Raw genomic sequence first — 17,042 nt, 5'->3', positions numbered from 1 at the left:
CTGACCCAGTATCAGGCAGGTCAGAATATCGTCAGAACTGTTACGTTCGACGGCAACAACAAGCAGAAATATGTGGTCGAAAACAATCAGGGCGTCGGCGAATATTTCTATGACGGCGAAGGCAAGCGGGTCAAGAAGAAGGTTTACAATCCGAACGGCAGCGTCAGAGAAGAAACCGTCTTCGTGTATTCAGCCGGAAAACTGGTCGAGGAATATTCGAGCACGACCGAACCCGCGCCGACGAATCCGACGACGAAATGGACGGCGACCGACCAATTAGGAAGTCCGCGTGTAATCACGGATTCTCTGGGCAATGTTGTATCCCGTCGTGATTTCCTGCCGTTCGGCGAGGAGATCACTAACAATATCGGCGAGCGTCAAGCCGCGAGCTTGAAATACAACGTCGCGGACGGCGTTCGTCAGAAATTCACGGGTTATCAGAAGGATGATGAAACCGGATTGGATTTTGCCGAAGCGCGGATGTATGAGAATCGGCACGGGCGGTTTACAGCGGTTGATCCGCTGCTGGCAAGTGGAAAATCAGCCAATCCGCAGACTTTTAATAGATATGTTTACTGTTTGAATAATCCTTTGATTTTTACTGACCCGGATGGCTTACAGGTTGGAAAGTGGTTTTACCCTGTTGATGCAGAAGGAAACCCAACTAACGGTAAATATAAGTACATAAGAAATGGTCAATCAACTGAAGGCTATAGAGAGGTAACGCAAAGAAATAGGAAGGGAGAATTGATTGGTGCGTCAACTTCCGTAAGAGAAGGATATGTAGTTCGCTTCAATCCCTTTGGTCCCGCATCAGTAAACAACCCGTTAGATCTAGATGATTTAATTTTAGGTGACAAATACGTGAGAAGTGGTTGGGATGAAGTTATGTCCGATGAACTGTATGATGAATTATACGAGTCAATGAACGGGGATGTTAATGCTGGCTTAGGTGTTCAGACTGCAATCTCTCCTTTGGATATAACATTACTTGTCACACCATTTAGGGTAGGACTCCTTAGTAAAGGAACGGTTAGTACAGGAGCACTAGCGTTAGAACAAACAGGAGCATCAACTGTAACAAAATCAGGTATTCTTTCAGGAAGTTTAAATGGTTTAACACAGGCTGAACGAAGCATGGTTTCAGAGTTGCTTGCCCAAGGGAAAAATGTAAGTATTGTTCCAAGATCAGCCATTAAAACTCCTGACTTTTTAGTAAATGGTGTTTCAACTGAATTAAAAACCTTGACGAGTGCGGGAACTAATACTCTTAAAAATGCAATTCAAAAAGCAACAAAACAGGGGCAACAAATTCTTGTTGATGCGAGAAATGTTAATATTTCGCCAGAAGATGCCATGAAACAAATTTTAAGAGTTGAAGGAAATGGTTATGTGGTAAAAGGGAGAGTAACTATCTTTACAAATGGAGGGACAGTTACTTATTAATTATTAAATATGGGACTAGATTTAACTGTGTATAAAAACATCAAAAATGTTGAGATTCATACTGGAAAGACACAAATAAAAATTGATTCTGAAACAGGTGAAATTTATTTCGATGATCCGACATTTTACAAGTTCTATAAAAAAGGAGATTTTGAAGCAATCTCGGAACGTATAGGAAATATTTCAGAGGTTAGTTTTCTGAGGGAAGAAGTTATAAATTTATTGGGCACTGAGTCCTATCTTTTGAAATACGTCCTATTTGAAGGGACTGCCAGCGGTGTAGTCATAAAAGAGTCTGATTTGGGATTAATTGAGCCGGAGTTATTAAAGCTAAAGTCCTATAGTCTTTCACAAGAGATGAGGCAGCTTATTGCAAAAATGACAAAATTGATAGCGGAAGCAAGGATTCAAAAGAACCCGATTGTTATGACTTAATTATAGTTAAGTTTCTTTCCGACGCCGAATGAGCCGCCCGATATTCCGCCGCCGACCTGTTTGGATCAATGCCTGACCAACACGGAATACCCGTCTTACGCGACCGTTTACCGCTATAACGAGCAGGGCAAGATGGTCGAAGTCATTCAGGGCGACCAGCATCGTTATTTCAAATATGATTCGCTTGGCAGATTGATTCGCGTCCGCCAGCCGGAACAGATTCCGAACGACAGTCTGGATTTAGCGGACGCCTACAACACGTCGGGGAAATGGACAGCCGCTTTCGTTTACGATCTGATGGGCAACGTCAAGCGGGCGACCGATGCTAACGGGACGAACATCGTCAACGAATACGATAAGGCGAACCGCATCACGAAGAAATGCTATACGAAGCAGAACATCACGACGACCGCCACCGAATGCTCGCAGATTTCAAGCAATGATTTGGACGCGAACACGCCGACAGTCGAATATTTCTACGACGGGAAAGGCTTGGATCAACAGCAAACGCCGAATTACGCGAAAGGCAAGCTGACGAAAGTCACGTCGTCAGTTTCGGAAACGCGCTACACGAACTTCGATTATCTGGGCAGATTGACGCGGATGGAACAGCGCACGCCGTTTACGGGCGAAACGATTTCGACCGCCGCGCCGCGCGTGTCGGAATACGAATACGATTTCGCCGGAGCGTTGATTAAAGAGACTTACCCGTCGGGCAGAGTGGTGAGAAACGAGTTCGAGGCGGACGGCGACCTTTCGCGGATTTACGGCAAAGCGAATCCGAACGCGATCGAGCGAACCTACGCCAACGGTTTCAGCTACACGCCGGACGGAAAGATTCAACGATTGAGATTAGGCAACGGGCGCTGGGAATCGGCGAAGTTCAATGAGCGTTTGCAGGTTACGGAAATGGCGCTCGGCGCGTCGGACGGCGACGGCAGCCTTTGGAAGTTAAAGTATGAATACGGCGAATTTGAAAATGGCGATGTCAATACGGCGAAGAATACGGGCAATATTGCCAGACAAACGATCAGTTTCAACGGTCTGCCAAACCCGCTCGTCCAAACCTTCAAATACGATTCGCTTTATCGATTAAAGGAAGCCCGAGAAACCGAAGGGACGGGCACGAGCGCGCCGCAGGTGTGGAAGGAAACCTTCGATTACGACCGTTTCGGCAACCGGACGGGACGTGCAAAGATCACCGGTGAAACAACGTCGCTCGCCTTAACGCAGATCAACAATCCGACGATCGATCCGAACACGAACCGCTTCGCCGATACTCAAGTTTACGACTACGATAAAAACGGCAATCTGACCCAGTATCAGGCAGGTCAGAATATCGTCAGAACTGTTACGTTCGACGGCAATAATAAGCAGAAATATGTGGTCGAAAACAATCAGGGCGTCGGCGAATATTTTTATGACGGCGAAGGTAAACGCGTTAAGAAAAAGGTTTACGAATCTGACGGCATCACGATTAGGGAAGAAACGATTTTCGTTTATTCAGGCGGCAAGCTGGTCGAAGAATATTCGAGTACGACCGAACCCGCGCCGACGAATCCGACGACGAAATGGACGGCGACCGATCAATTGGGCAGTCCGCGAGTTATCACCGATAGTTTAGGCAATGTCATATCGAGGCGTGATTTTCTGCCGTTCGGCGAGGAGATTACCAACAACATCGGCGAGCGTCAATCCCTGAGTTTGAAATACAACGTGGCGGACGGCGTCAGGCAGAAGTTTACGGGTTATCAGAAGGATGACGAAACGGGATTAGACTTTGCCGAAGCACGAATGTATGAGAATCGACACGGCAGATTCACGGCGGTTGATCCGCTTCTCGCTTCTGGAAAGTCAGCCAATCCGCAGACTTTTAATCGGTATGTTTATGTCAGAAATAACCCTGTTTTATTGACCGATCCGAGTGGCTTATGCCCGGATTGTGATAATCCTGTAGATGAGCCGGGAACTATATTTGGTGGATGGGCGAGAGCTTATGAATATTTTAAGAGAACTATTGGTTGGGGAAACGAAAGCGTAACGGTTCGCGAACAGTCTGCTCCATCTGAACTATATACTCAGCAAGGGAAGGACTTTTTAGACAATTACAGAAACACAGAGGTTGAAAATTTTCAATCAAGGAAACGCGGCAATACAATACTGGGGACAGTAACGCCCGGTACTTCCGCAAGTAGTTGGGCGCCGTACGGAACTCCAGAACAAGCTAAAAGAATCGAGGAAGTATTAAGTTATGAGCCAACCGGAACTTTTAATCTCCTCAACACAAGCTACAAGAATAGTATAGGGCAAGCCAGCAACGGTGAGCTTGCAGGCGCCTATTTAGGATTTGGAGCGAATTTAATTCCTGGCGGTCAAGGTGGTAAACAAGGAGGAAAAGCAGTTGTTCTTGGACTGGAAACTTTGGTTAAAAACAGTGAAACAAGGTTCGTTTTACGAGAACTTGCCGAAGAAACAGGCGGTAGTATGGCAAAAAATTGGGCGATTGATGGAATTACGCGCAGAACAGTTACAAATAATTTTGGGCGTGCATTTAATCAAGCTGTTGAAAGAGCAGATACAATTTTCTTTGCTTTGGATGGCTTAATTGATGATATTCCAGGAGCCTTAGATAAGGGGCGAAGATTTGGCTTTTCTGTAGAAAGGAGGAATGTTACAAATGCTGAATTATATACAATTTTCAGCAACCAAAATTTGTTTAATAAAACCCAATTCTATTTGAATAACAGACCAGTTCAGTCACCAGTTAATCCTTTTAGATTTGGGCAATGATGATATAAAATTATGGCGCGGATATTTTAGTAAATAAATAAAGCATATGAAATTGAATAGTATATGGAAACACATAGTTTCATATTATGAAGAATTATTTCAAGAAGGTAGCGATATTCTACCACTATTAGAATTAACTAAACGGATAGCTTCATCAAAGTATGTGGAAACAATCTATCCAATTTCATATGCTCATGCCTTAAACCTTTCTAAAACGGCAGATTATCAGGAAAGTTTAAAGAAGCCCTCAATTTCAATAAGGTATATGAAGAATAATAAGTTTGATATAAGCTATCTGCCTAATTCAATGCAAACTCATAATATAACCAAGTATGTTTGCCATTCATCTGAAGTTTGGTCACTTTTAGAAAGTTTATTTTTGAAACTTGAGATTGATTCCAACTGAAATCAGTAGTTAAAGAATTTCATATGTGATAGTTAAGCTGCTCCTGCTAATTGGCTGAATCTTATTCAGGATATTCGACAATTTACTTTTAGCCCAATTTTTAAGTGACCTATGATTGAAGTTAAAGCAAGAATAAAATTATATCACGTTCGAAAAACTCCCTTCAGAAGCGGTTATAGACCACTGTTCAATTTTATTTCTGAAACAAAAGTATCAGGTCAAATTACCTTAATTGATAGAGAGATGTTTTCCCTGGGGAAGAAGGAGGAGTTTTGATTAAATTCTCTAATGAAAATTTTCTTGTTGCAAACTTTGCATCTGGTATCCACTTCACCTTTGATGAAGGTATTGTGCCAATTGGGGAAGGTGTAGTAGAAGAAATTGTAGAGTATTAAGTTTGCAAAGAGAAATTCACCGGCACGACTCAATTAACACTCGATAACAAAACTCACCCCTCGATCGATGCCGACACCAACAGATTCAACTCGAATCAGGGTTACCAATACGACCAGAACGGCAATCTGACGGACGATGCCGAAGGACGAACTTTCGTCTTTGACGGGAATAACAAACAGAAATACGTCGTCGAGAATAACCAGAATGTCGGCGAGTATTTTTACGCCGGTGAAGGCAAACGCGTCAGGAAAAAGGTTTACGATCCGAACGGCATTTTCAAAGAAGAAACCGTCTTTGTTTATTCAGCCGGAAAGCTGGTCGAGGAATATTCGAGTACGACCGAGCCGGCACCGGAGAATCCGACGACGAAATGGACGGTGACCGATCAATTAGGTTCTCCGCGCGTTATCACTGACAGTTTAGGCAATGTTGTTTCCCGACGTGATTTTCTGCCGTTTGGTGAAGAAATAATCAATAATACGGGTGAGAGGCAGTCCGCAAACACAAGCGTTATACAATCCCCCGTAACAGATTTGAAATACGGGGCAAGTGACGGCATCCGTCAGAAGTTTACGGGTTATCAGAAGGATGATGAAACCGGACTGGACTTTGCCGAAGCGCGAATGTATGAGAATCGACACGGCAGATTTACGGCAGTTGACCCACTTTTAGCTTCAGGCAAGTCAACCAATCCACAAAGTTTTAATAGATATGTTTATTGTAGAAACAATCCTTTGAGTTATGTAGATAAAGATGGTTTATTTCCGACTGAGGTTCATAATGATATAATCATAGCCGCACTCCCAGGGTTAAGCAAAGCAGAGCAAAGTATGATTATATACGGGAGCGCATTAGTTGACACTACTTTTGGTACGGGCAGTTGGGTACAATTGGGTGGTAATGGAAGCAATCCTTTTCTGGACAATCCGATTTCAGCCGGAATTATATTTGACTTTCCTCGAACGCTACTTCCATCTGAAGCCTACATGCATGCCATGGTGCCAATGGGAATGACGACAGAAGAAGCTCAAGCAAAAACTTGGGAATTTATTACAATGAATATTAACTCTGCGCTTGATTTACAAAACAAAGTTGATTCGACCGGCAATATTTTATCTCTAGAGGCTTTAGTAAATTTCGGTCGGGCGGCACATCCAATGATGGATAGTATTTCCCCAACGCATAGATTTTTTCAAAGTTATGGTATACCAACGTATGAAGTATTTGATGGTGAAACAGGGCTTACGACTAAGTATGATTGGTGGACGTTTATCACAGAAGGAAGGGCTCACAAATCTGGAGAAAGTAATCCTACCTTTGAAGAAAAGACCGCAGCAATAACTCTTCTCCAAGTAAATTTCCTTACATCTTTTGGTCGAAATGCCTTTGAACGAGCGGTTATAGATCAGGCTACTCGCGATCGTATCTATACTTTGGCGGCTACATCGGGGCTTTTAATACCAGATGATGGAAGAGTCGCTCAAGGTTGGAAGGTTGGAGCAAATTTACCTAGAAATGATGATGAACTTCGTTTATTGCATGAGCTAGCACACCAGTAATAGCTATTTGTTAATTAATGTTAGATGAGTTGGGTATTATATGAAGTACAAATTTATTTTAGGAGCAGTGTCTTGCATCTTTTTTTTGGTAATTATTTTTCCATTTGAGAAAACTTCAATTCCTGAATGGAGAGTGTTGGTTGTTGACAGAAATGATAATCCAGTACCCAACCTCCCACTACGGCAAGCATGGTCACATGAAAAAGAGCTAAATCAAGAAACCTTAATAACAAATAATGAAGGAGTTGTTATTTTTCCGGAAAGAAAAAGTCGGCAACCATTGCTTATCAAAATCATATTTAACCTAATAGGTAAATTTGAGTCTTTTACAATGCCTCACGGCTCATTACGAGGACCAAGAGCTAGTGTGTTTCCGGCGACTGGAGCCCGTTCAAACATTTTACATTATTCAGAAGGAGAAAAGTTAGAGAAAAAAATGGTTTTAATAGATTATCCTTATGATAAAAGACTTGAATCAAAAACATATTAGGTTGCAGGGAATCGACAAAGTTCACCGACTGTCTGCAAGTTACGGAACTGGCATTAAGAACATCGGACGGCGACGGTAGCTTGTGAAAATTGCAGTATGAATACTGCGAACCACAATCGATACGGCTCGGTTGACGTTTCAAAGAACACTGGTAATTAAAATTGTGCCAGTAATCGCATTTGCAGAAATTTGACAAAAATGATTACACTGCTCGGATGAAGTCTGTCAAAGTCGAATCTGCGCCGGAGATTTATCAATTAAAAATTACGCTTCTTGAAATCAAACCCGTCATCTGGCGGCGGCTTTTGGTCTCCGAACAGACGACTCTTTCAGGGCTGCACCGCATCATCCAAGCCGCCTTTGACTGGTGGAATTATCATCTTCATTTGTTCGAGATTGCAGGCGTTCGCTACAGCCAGCCCGAATTTGAAATAGCAGAAGAATGGGATGAAGACATCAAAAACGAAAAACGCTTCCGGCTGGGCTGGTTCGATTTCGGGAAGGGTGATAAATTTTATTACGAATACGATTTCGGCGACTCGTGGCGGCACGAGATTTTGTTTGAGCGAATGCTGTCCTCAGAGCGAACCGTCAGGTATCCGAAATGCGTTGACGGAGCGCGCTCTCGTCCTCCCGAAGATGTCGGCGGCGCGTCAGGCTACAAATATTTTCTCGAAGCGATCAAAAAGCCCGCTCATCCCGCACACGAAGAATATTTGGAATGGGCGGGCGGCGCGTTCGACGCGGAATATTTCAGTCTTGATGAAACCAACGAGCGAATCCGGAAAGCCGTCCGGCAAAGCTGAATTTTCAGTTCACGAATTCGGAAACTTCGGCAGGAGTAATTTCCCTCTGCGAAGGGACTGTAAAATAGATTGTGTAACTGTTCATTAAAACTTAACCTAAAATAGGAGGTAAAAATGGACATTACGCAAGAAGAGAAATTGAAAGCTTTAGCCAGCGAGTTGGCGAAGGATATTAAAACCGGCGAGGATTTATCGGCTTTGTCTTCGCAATTGGTCAAGCTGACGGTCGAAGCCGCTCTGGGAGCCGAGATGGAACGGCATCTCGGCTACCGGAAGCATTCTGCGGCAGGACATCATTCGGGCAACAGCCGCAACGGGACAACCGGGAAAATTTTGAAAGGCGATCACGGCGAGGTGCGGATTAACACGCCGCGCGACCGCAACGGCACGTTTGAACCGGAACTTATTCGTAAAGGGCAGACCCGCCTGACCGGCATGGACGAGCAGATTCTGTGTCTGTATGCCAAAGGGCTTTCGACGCGTGAGATCGTCGCCGCTTTTCAGGAAATGTATGGGGCGGAAGTTTCAGCCGGACTGATCTCACAGGTGACAAATGCCGTGCTTGAGCAGGTCAGAGAATGGCAGTTGCGCACTCTGGATGAAGTTTATCCGATCGTTTATTTCGATTGTCTGGTGGTCAAGCTCCGCCAGGACAAACGGGTTATCAAAAAGGCGATCTATCTGGCGCTGGGCGTCGGTTTAGACGGACAGAAGGAACTTCTCGGGATGTGGATTTCGGAAACTGAAGGCGCGCGCTTTTGGCTTTCGATTCTGACGGAGCTGAGAAATCGCGGTGTGGAGCAAATCTTAATTGCCTGTATGGACGGACTGAAAGGCTTTCCCGAAGCGGTCGAAGCCGAATATCCGGAGGCGAAAGTGCAGCTTTGTATTATCCACCAGGTGAGAAATAGCTTGCGTTATGTGGCGTGGAAGGATTACAAACAGGTTGCCGCGGATCTGAAACAGATTTATCGCTCGGTGACGGAAGAAGAAGCGCTCCTGGAGTTGGAACGGTTCGCTCAAAAGTGGGATGAAAAATACCCGCAAATCACCAAATCGTGGCGATCCAACTGGCTCAATCTGCGCTCGATCTTTGATTATTCCGAGGAAATCCGTAAAGTCATTTATACGACTAACGCGATCGAATCGTTAAATTCGGTGATCCGCAAGGCGACCCGCAAACGAAAAGTCTTTCCGACGGACGATTCAGCCTTAAAGGTCGTCTTTCTGGCGACGCAGGCAGCCGCCCAAAAATGGACGATGCCGATCAAAGACTGGCGGCAGGCGATGAACCGTTTTGCCATCGAGTTCGAGGAGCAATTGGCTCCGTATTTGTAAAACAGGCAGTTACACAGTTTGTTTTACAGTCTCAGTAATATCGTTGCTAGTTCTTTTTTGTTTATTATTCCTACTTCTTATTTACTCATCTCTAAAGACGGTTACATTGTCAAGGCACACCTTTTACTTGTCGCCTTTGAGCAACTTTGTTTTTATTGAGTTTTTTGACAATCTAATTTCGTTCATTGGTTTTATTTTACTTTTGTTTAGTCTGGTTTTTTTTGACTACCACAGACTTTTTTCCTGTCAATCCACCAAGTGATGGATCACTTAACTCATCTCTTCAGGCATTTTCAAAACCTCGTTTCTCAAGGTTTTCTTGCCTCTGATGTCAAATTCGCACAACTTCCGCTTTTTTTCTAAAGCGGAAGCAGGTCAATTAGCTCAATCAGGTTGCGGATCTTTCAATCCCTGAGTTCGCCGAGCATTATTGACGGTGCCTCCTCGTTCGTCAAACTCTGCCGCGCTGATTTGATCGCGCCACATGATGACCAGTTTGACTAACAACTTTCTGGCGGTCGCCATTTTCGCCACTCCGCGCGCCTTTTTCTTCGCCATTCGCTTGTAAAAGGCTTTCAACTTCTCGTCCGATCTGGCGCTTAAATGTCCGGCTTGTCCAAGCAAATATCTGGTAATCGAATTTCCCGCCCGACTAATTGAGGCAGATTTTCTTTTCCCCGCACTTTCGCGCTCCAACGGCTCTAACCCCAAATATGCCGGAACTTGTTTGGTCGGATGCGTGAATCTGGTCATCTCGCCGATACTGTTGACGACCGCTAATGCCGTCAGATAGCCAACGCCCGGTTGCGTCAGCAGTAACTGCACCCGCTCATCATTTTCTGCTTTTTGGCGTAACCAACTTTCCAATTGACCGATCCGCTCATTGAAACTCTCAACCATTTTCAACAATTGACTGCGTTGCAGCCCGGTTACTTCATCAACTGCCAACTCTTTGAATTGAGCTTGAAAATAGTCGGCTTTCATCCGTCCTTTTAACAAACCGACATTGGTTGCCAGCGCTTTCAACCGATTCAGCGTTTGTGTCTGCTGCCTGACTAAACTGTCGCGCAGTTTCAAAATCTCCAGCACCTCAGTATTTTCCGGTGATCGCCGCCAAATTGAGGGAAATTCGCCTTTCATCAACAAATCCAAAATCAATTCCGCATCGCGCCGGTCAGATTTGTGTCGCGAAGTTGCCCGCCGTCGAATTAAAAGCGGATTCCCAACCTCTAACTGATGATTGGTTTGCGCCAGCAGATGCTCAAACCACAGAGCTTTACTGCTCGCCTCAACCCCGACAATGGCAGGTTTGAGCTGTTCATAAAAAGCTCGCACTTGCTCCACTTCGTGACTCAAAGTATGCGTTTCGGTTTCCCCGGTTTCCGTATCACACCAAACCAGCGTTTGCTGATATGGATGAAAATCAACTCCGATGTATAATGTCATAACGGTTTCTCCTGTCAAAGAACGAAATTTTTTGTCAACCATAATTATAGTTCACTGGTGGCGAGAAACCGTCTTTATAACATCAGGTAAACAGGAAATAATAGTTGAGATCATAAAATCCAATCCTGTTCCGTCTATCATTTCCGGCGTAATTGCTTTGTTAGGAAGCTTCGGCATTGGTTCTCTGATCAAGCAAAAAACTGAGAAATCAAAACAAAGTTCTGAATAGAAAATTTTTAGATTAATGTTTGAAGAAAAATTAAGTACTTTACTGATATACAGAGCGGAATGTGCCATTTATCCGCCGGCAAGTCGTCTATAATATATCCGGTAAACTATGAAGGACATCAAAATTCAATCTGTTTGCGGCAAAAACGTTTACATTTTTGAGGACCACGCAACGGCATTGATTCCTTGGGCGGCATGTCGCCGAAAACTCGAAGGAGCGCCCAATCTGATCACGCTCGATTTTCATACCGACGTGATGACTGCTTTTAACGCTCATGAGTGCTCATGGAAGTTCGATAACCCAAACAAGCCTAGCGGCGAAACGGCTGAATACCTGTGTTCCGAAATAGATTACCGCGATCCTGTAAGCGTCGAGCGCGCCGTCGAAAAACTCAGAAACGACGAGCAAATCGACGCCGCTATTAAAGCGGGCATTATCGATTACGCCTTTGTCATTTCTTACGATGGACGAAACAGATCGGATTTGATTGAAAGCGCGCCGCGCAAAAGGTATGAGGTCGAGCGCGGAGAAATGCAACCGAACGGCATGATCACTCTCAGGTTAAAGGAAGTCGATGAACCGATCGAAGAACATGTTGCCGATGCGGCGTCCGATGTTCCGGAGGATAAAATATTTATTATCGACTGGGAAGTGGGATTCAAATATCCGAAAGTCGAAATCACTGAGGAAGATACACGCCGGCACTCTGATTTGGCGATCGAATCGGACTACCTAAAAGCTAAACTAGAAGTCGCCGACCGGATGTGCCGCTCTGTCGGGCAAACGAACATCTGCACGGAAAAATACATTCTGGATATCGACCTCGACTATTTCAGAACCGCGAAGGCTATCGAGCCGGCGGACACGCGCACCTTTTACGAGCTGATTCGCAACGCCGAGGCGATTACCATTGCTCTGGAGCCTAAATTCGTTGCTCTGGAGCGTTTAACCGGAGAAGACATTACGAGCGATTTCCTGCTGCTGCGTTTGCTGAATCACATTAAATGCGCTTTGAAATAAAGATTTGAAGAGCTCAGTTGGTAGCAAACCAACTTTATCGCGCAAACTTTCATGAAGCTCCGATCGTCATCTCGTGCTGAAATTGAGTTGCTGGTTGTTAAGCAGCGCGAGTGCCGGATTTTGTAGTTGGAGAAGAAATCTTGCATCAATCGGTGTGGGCAGCGGCTTCGGATTTTTAACTGCTTCGATTAAATGGTTGAAATCGTCTGCGGTTTTTACGGCGCGGCAACTGAAATTAAGAAAAGTCAGTCCGAAAACGAACAAATCGCCCCAGCCCCAATTCTTTTTATTCATATTGGCGCTCGACTTCACCAACAGATCCGCGCTGTTAATCAAGGGCTTGATGCCGGCAATAAAATTGTTAAATTCAGGTAAATCAGTCATATTAACCATCCAGATTAAACCTAAACCTCTTTGAGATCAAGATTTTTTTATTTTTTGGCTAACTTTTATAACACAAGGTTATAAAGTTTCGCCGCGCCAAGATATTTATTTTCTCAGTAACTCAACCGCTTTATACCAGTAATAAAAAGCCGATTTATCCGGCAGTCTTCTTAATTTATTCAAAAAATTCCAATCCGGATTTTCAATCATCGTTCCCGATACATCTTCGCCAACATATTTTTCCAAAGGGGCGTAATTTTCAGCCAGTATTTTTGCGGAAAGATAAGCGGCTTTTGCCGAAGCTGCGATCGCATCGTCGAGATGGAAATATCCCGAAATTAAAAACGGGGCGAAATTTCTGATGCCTCTCTGCAGTTCGGCAAAATGCGATTTGAACGGCTCCGCGGTGTTTTTCTCCCGAAGCGCGATGATTTTAGCGGTTTCGATAATATCGTCCAACACATTCAGACTGCCGATATCCATTCCTCTGTAACGGATTTCTTCCTGCGCAAAAGCACTGAAGCTTCGCGCGACGGTTTCAACGGAATTTATTTCGTCGAACAGATTGCCGATATCATACAACTGCTTGATGATTTCTAGCTCCTTTTCATCTTCGTACCTGATGCCCATCGTATTCGGCGCGAAGGCGGTTAGCTTATCCCCAGCGATCGAATCGATGTCCGGCACGAGCACGTTTATCGTCTCATCAGACTCTATCCATCTCGTCTGAACGGGAACCTCTACGACAATCGGGTAATAATTCTTCTCGAACAGGATGTCCAGCAAAATGTATCCGGAAGGGTCATACACCGAATCGTAGCTTAGTTTGTAATGCGCTTTCGGAACGCCGTTTTTATAACTCCTTTTTTCGTCCAGCGCCCAGCTCGTGAATGTGGAGTTGTTAACGATTTCGTCCAAAATGGCGGCGACTTCCGCTTTGGTCGATGCGGACTCGTATTTTTTACTGAGCACGATGTCGATATCGACCGAAAAACGGTTGGCGTTTTCGAGCAGCAGAATCAAGCTCGTGCCGCCCTTAAAGACGAAATCCAGTCCCTGTTTTTTCAAATTCTGTATGAGGTAAAGCGCGTGAATCATTTTTTCGAGGAGCGGACTGTTGATTTTGCTGAAATCTTTTTGCTTTCGGAACCCGTCTATCCAACCCTTCTCAAAACAAATGGGTTTTATCATTTCGCAATACCCTCCAATAAGGGATTGAAATTTTCTACTATGAAGTTTTTTATTTCCTCTTCCTTCCCCCTTCGATTGGCGTAGGCGAACAGCCGCGAAAAATCTATCGTATAGCGGTCGAGCGCGTTCTCAAAAATTCTTTTCATCTCCGCCCCAGAGTAGAAGTAAAATATATGGCGGTCGCAAAAAAGATCCGTCAACATTTTTTCTAAGGTGGGTATGCTGAGATTTATGTAATCGATATAAATCTTCTGGACTGGCGAACGGGTGATCAAAGGTCTTAGGATGACCGGATCTACTTTTTCCATTACATATATTTCAATTTCCTTTTCAGTCGGCTGTAAATACAGGTCATTGATGTTTTTATCCCTCAACGCGTAAAAGACTGAGTTTAATAGCTCCTTTTCTATATCCAGCACGATAAAATTGGCGGTGATCTGATGGTTCGAGAATTCATTGAACCATGAGGTTTCCCAAATTGAATATTTTATATCCAGGAAAACCTTCTTCATTAACTTGTTTATTTTCTTCAACGAATCGCTTGGTGAAGGCTTGTATTCCGGCTTTCCCGATAAAGTATATACTCCTTTTCCGACGCTTCTTATGATGTTCTTTTTTTTTAATTCATAAATTCGCCAGCCGAAAGTCCTCTCGTTAATATCCGGTTTATATTCAAGGTAAAAATCATAAAGCTCCTTTCTTGTGAAAGGCTTTCTGTTTTTGAAATGGTTGTTTATTTCTTTCTCCAAAAATTCCGACATTCTGTTTTCCAATATTAACCTATTTTATCAAATATTGGTCAATTTTGGGAGAATGTTTCTAGTGCTGATTTCGATGTGTTTTAAAACAATTATCTAAAAAAAACTGAAAAATATGCCGTTCTCATTTTGGAGGCAACGATATAAACAGTATATACTGTTTATATCGTTTACATCGTTTAAATTATTCAATAAAAATTAAAGGGAATAATATGCTTGACTTACCTGAGCTTTTATATTTTCCTGCCCCTTTTTAATCTCGCTTTCGTTTGATTGGCTTTAGTTTCGTCTTTATCTAATTGAAAAACTGTACGGGCATAATCTTCGATACTTTGGAACGGTTTTCCTTCACCAATAAGCCATTCCCTGCTTTCATCCGAAATAGCATCGTTAACAGCATCAAGAAGTTCCTCTTTCAAATGTTGTTGCGTATAAAGTCTCAGACTACTTTTACCAAAAACATTCATTCGCCTTAATTCAGGTCGCGGAAGTATTTCAAAACCGGTTTGGTCAACCTCTCCATTATTTAGTCGTTCGTAAAAATACTGTCTACATTCCCAAGCAATAACATCAGCAGCCTGAATTGGAATAGGACTTACGCAGTTGACCTGCAATTTGATAAAAATAAAGAATGAATCCACCGAAAGTAACCGACGAGGATTACATTAACTTTATCATCGCGACACCGCGCGACGTGACTGCCACGGAAGCCGAGCGCGTCCAACCCGAGAGCACAAACGCTCCGGCGCATGACGCTTTTACTCGTCTTTTGACGCGTCTCGAACCCGATCCGGAAACGCTTTGGCAGGAAGCGCGCACGCAGATCGATTTGACGGGCGGGATTTTGGTACTCGACGATTCGACGCTTGAGAAACCGTATTCTCCGCTCAATGCGCTCGTCTATCGCCATTGGTCGGGCAAGCGGAAAGAAGTCGTTGAGGGCATCAACCTGATCACTTTGCTCTGGACGGACGGCGTGCGCTGTGTGCCGGTCGATTACCGTGTCTTTGATAAAGACCGCGACGGCAAAACCAAAAACGATCATTTTGCGGAAATGCTGATCGAGGCGCACAAACGCGGTTTTCAACCAAAACTGGTTTGTTTCGACAGTTGGTACGGGTCGATCGATAATCTGAAACTGGTGCGTTCTTTGGGTTGGGATTTTTTGACCCGTTTGAAAGCGAACCGGCAGATCAGAGTCAGGCAAGGCAAGTTGCAAGCCGTCTCGGAAGCGGGACTCGCGGGCGGTGACGGCACGATTTGTTGGCTCAAAGGCTTTGGAGAAATCAAGGTATTTCGGGTTCGCGCCACGGACGGCACATCGGAATACTGGGCGACAAGCCTCAAAGAGTTGACCGAACGAGAGCGAGAAAGCCAAGCCAAGTCGGCGTGGCGCATCGAGATGTATCATCGCGCTCTTAAACAGCAGTGTTTGATCGAACGCGCGCAATGCCGTCGCTTGCATCCCGTTTTGAATCACATCGGGCTGTGCATTAGAGCATTTGTACGTCTGGAAAGTCATTGTTATCGAGAAAAAATGAGTTGGATCCAAGCAAAAACCAGTATTGTTCGCGATGCCGTCAGAGCATATCTAGCAAATCCGCGTTATTCGCTTCTTCCAACTGCGTAAGTCCTATGGAATATACTGCGCCTTATTACCATCGCTTAAATTGGCCGCTGTGCGGTCATCTAAGCTAACGTCTTTAGTCGTTCTTCTCCATTCGCTGTACAATTCACCGTAAAATCTATCGCCCCTGTCAAACCTATAACTGATCGAAGGATTGTATTTGTTGCTTTCTGCCCAAAGGCTGTTCAGTCGAAAACATAAAAAACTCATTCTTGTTCCCGGTTTTTTTAGCCAGGTTTCGCGAATATGCGGAAACTCGGATTCGATTCGACGAAAATCATCCAGTACGACACCATATCCAAAGCGAAAAACGGTATGTTTGCAAATTATTCCAATTAAATGGTTGTAAATCTCCTGTTTTCCTGCTTCATCTAAGTTTTGCGGCATCAGTTCATAGCCTTTTTGAGACCAAAAAGGAGCTGTATGAAAAACATATTTGCCCGTAGTTTTATCTGGCTTGAACCCTTTGCCTTTGAGATAGTCCTGCCATTCGTTTTCAAACTCTGCCCATTTTGTCGGCGTACTGAGACATCCGTTTACCGTAATAATCTTTTCGGTAACAGTGTCTTCATGACCGCTCGTGTCGGCATATCCTTCAAGTTTATCTACCGCCATAAACCGGACTAATCCGTTTTTATTAAAATGATGTTCTCTAAATAGAAACGAAGTGTGTCTGTAAATTAAACGCACTCATAGCACACTCCTTTTCGTGTAAAGATAT

16 protein-coding genes are annotated in these 17,042 nt (G+C 44.1%); 10 read left to right on the top strand and 6 right to left on the bottom strand.

The window, feature by feature from the left end:
* The 8 genes from H6S82_RS01505 to H6S82_RS01475 form a co-directional block, all read left to right on the top strand.
* Positions 1-1,446: RHS repeat-associated core domain-containing protein (locus H6S82_RS01505; protein ID WP_199317860.1), on the top strand; the 1,446-nt coding region annotated here is incomplete at its 5' end.
* A 9-nt stretch (positions 1,447-1,455) separates the two neighbouring features.
* Positions 1,456-1,881: a hypothetical protein gene (locus tag H6S82_RS01500; RefSeq protein WP_191055975.1), complete on the top strand. Its 426-nt coding sequence runs from the start codon at positions 1,456-1,458 to the stop codon at positions 1,879-1,881.
* Between the two features lie 60 nt (positions 1,882-1,941).
* Positions 1,942-4,671, top strand: a complete 2,730-nt coding sequence (locus tag H6S82_RS01495; RefSeq protein ID WP_191055974.1) for an RHS repeat-associated core domain-containing protein — start codon at positions 1,942-1,944, stop codon at positions 4,669-4,671.
* Between the two features lie 678 nt (positions 4,672-5,349).
* Positions 5,350-5,472 carry a hypothetical protein gene (locus tag H6S82_RS33850; protein ID WP_277926379.1) on the top strand — a complete coding sequence of 41 codons (123 nt, stop codon included), beginning with the start codon at positions 5,350-5,352 and terminating at the stop codon, positions 5,470-5,472.
* A gap of 378 nt (positions 5,473-5,850) precedes the next feature.
* Positions 5,851-7,032: an RHS repeat-associated core domain-containing protein gene (locus H6S82_RS01490; protein ID WP_191055973.1), complete on the top strand. Its 1,182-nt coding sequence runs from the start codon at positions 5,851-5,853 to the stop codon at positions 7,030-7,032.
* Positions 7,033-7,072: 40 nt separating this feature from the next.
* Positions 7,073-7,522, top strand: a complete 450-nt coding sequence (locus tag H6S82_RS01485) for a hypothetical protein (protein WP_191055972.1) — start codon at positions 7,073-7,075, stop codon at positions 7,520-7,522.
* A 179-nt stretch (positions 7,523-7,701) separates the two neighbouring features.
* Positions 7,702-8,328, top strand: a complete 627-nt coding sequence (locus H6S82_RS01480; protein ID WP_191055971.1) for a plasmid pRiA4b ORF-3 family protein — start codon at positions 7,702-7,704, stop codon at positions 8,326-8,328.
* A gap of 114 nt (positions 8,329-8,442) precedes the next feature.
* Entirely contained in the window at positions 8,443-9,666 is a 1,224-nt protein-coding gene (locus H6S82_RS01475) for an IS256 family transposase (protein WP_191055970.1), read from the top strand.
* 384 nt (positions 9,667-10,050) lie between these two features.
* Here the strand turns inward: H6S82_RS01475 and H6S82_RS01470 are convergent, their stop codons facing one another.
* Positions 10,051-11,112 carry an IS110 family transposase gene (locus tag H6S82_RS01470; RefSeq protein ID WP_191055969.1) on the bottom strand — a complete coding sequence of 354 codons (1,062 nt, stop codon included), beginning with the start codon at positions 11,110-11,112 and terminating at the stop codon, positions 10,051-10,053.
* 337 nt (positions 11,113-11,449) lie between these two features.
* On the opposite strand from H6S82_RS01470, the gene H6S82_RS01465 reads away from it, so the two are divergent.
* A complete protein-coding gene (locus H6S82_RS01465) occupies positions 11,450-12,361 on the top strand; it encodes a UPF0489 family protein (RefSeq protein ID WP_191055968.1) in 912 nt (303 codons plus the stop codon).
* 66 nt (positions 12,362-12,427) lie between these two features.
* Here H6S82_RS01465 and H6S82_RS01460 read toward each other — a convergent pair whose 3' ends face one another.
* The 4 genes from H6S82_RS01460 to H6S82_RS01445 all read right to left on the bottom strand — a co-directional run bounded on the left by H6S82_RS01460 (position 12,428) and on the right by H6S82_RS01445 (position 15,335).
* Positions 12,428-12,745 (bottom strand): hypothetical protein, encoded by a 318-nt coding sequence (locus tag H6S82_RS01460; protein ID WP_191055967.1) that lies wholly within the window; start codon positions 12,743-12,745, stop codon positions 12,428-12,430.
* Positions 12,746-12,850: 105 nt separating this feature from the next.
* Entirely contained in the window at positions 12,851-13,843 is a 993-nt protein-coding gene (locus tag H6S82_RS01455) for a nucleotidyl transferase AbiEii/AbiGii toxin family protein (protein WP_206756842.1), read from the bottom strand.
* Between the two features lie 89 nt (positions 13,844-13,932).
* A complete protein-coding gene (locus tag H6S82_RS01450; protein ID WP_191055965.1) occupies positions 13,933-14,697 on the bottom strand; it encodes a DUF6577 family protein in 765 nt (254 codons plus the stop codon).
* 230 nt (positions 14,698-14,927) lie between these two features.
* The gene (locus tag H6S82_RS01445) at positions 14,928-15,335 is read right to left on the bottom strand and encodes a hypothetical protein (protein WP_191055964.1); all 408 of its coding nucleotides are present in this window, start codon (positions 15,333-15,335) and stop codon (positions 14,928-14,930) included.
* Between H6S82_RS01445 and H6S82_RS01440 the strand changes: the two genes are divergently transcribed.
* Complete coding sequence (locus tag H6S82_RS01440; RefSeq protein ID WP_191055963.1) at positions 15,326-16,324, top strand: transposase; 999 nt, start codon at positions 15,326-15,328, stop codon at positions 16,322-16,324. The genes H6S82_RS01445 and H6S82_RS01440 overlap by 10 nt on opposite strands.
* A gap of 3 nt (positions 16,325-16,327) precedes the next feature.
* Here the strand turns inward: H6S82_RS01440 and H6S82_RS01435 are convergent, their stop codons facing one another.
* A complete protein-coding gene (locus H6S82_RS01435) occupies positions 16,328-16,936 on the bottom strand; it encodes a hypothetical protein (RefSeq protein ID WP_191055962.1) in 609 nt (202 codons plus the stop codon).
* Positions 16,937-17,042 lie beyond the last annotated feature (106 nt).

This window comes from Planktothrix sp. FACHB-1355 (genome assembly GCF_014748295.1).
Lineage (GTDB): Bacteria > Cyanobacteriota > Cyanobacteriia > Cyanobacteriales > Aerosakkonemataceae > Aerosakkonema > Aerosakkonema funiforme_A.
Note: the sequence above shows the minus strand (reverse complement) of the source record. Positions and strands in the feature narration are given on the sequence as shown.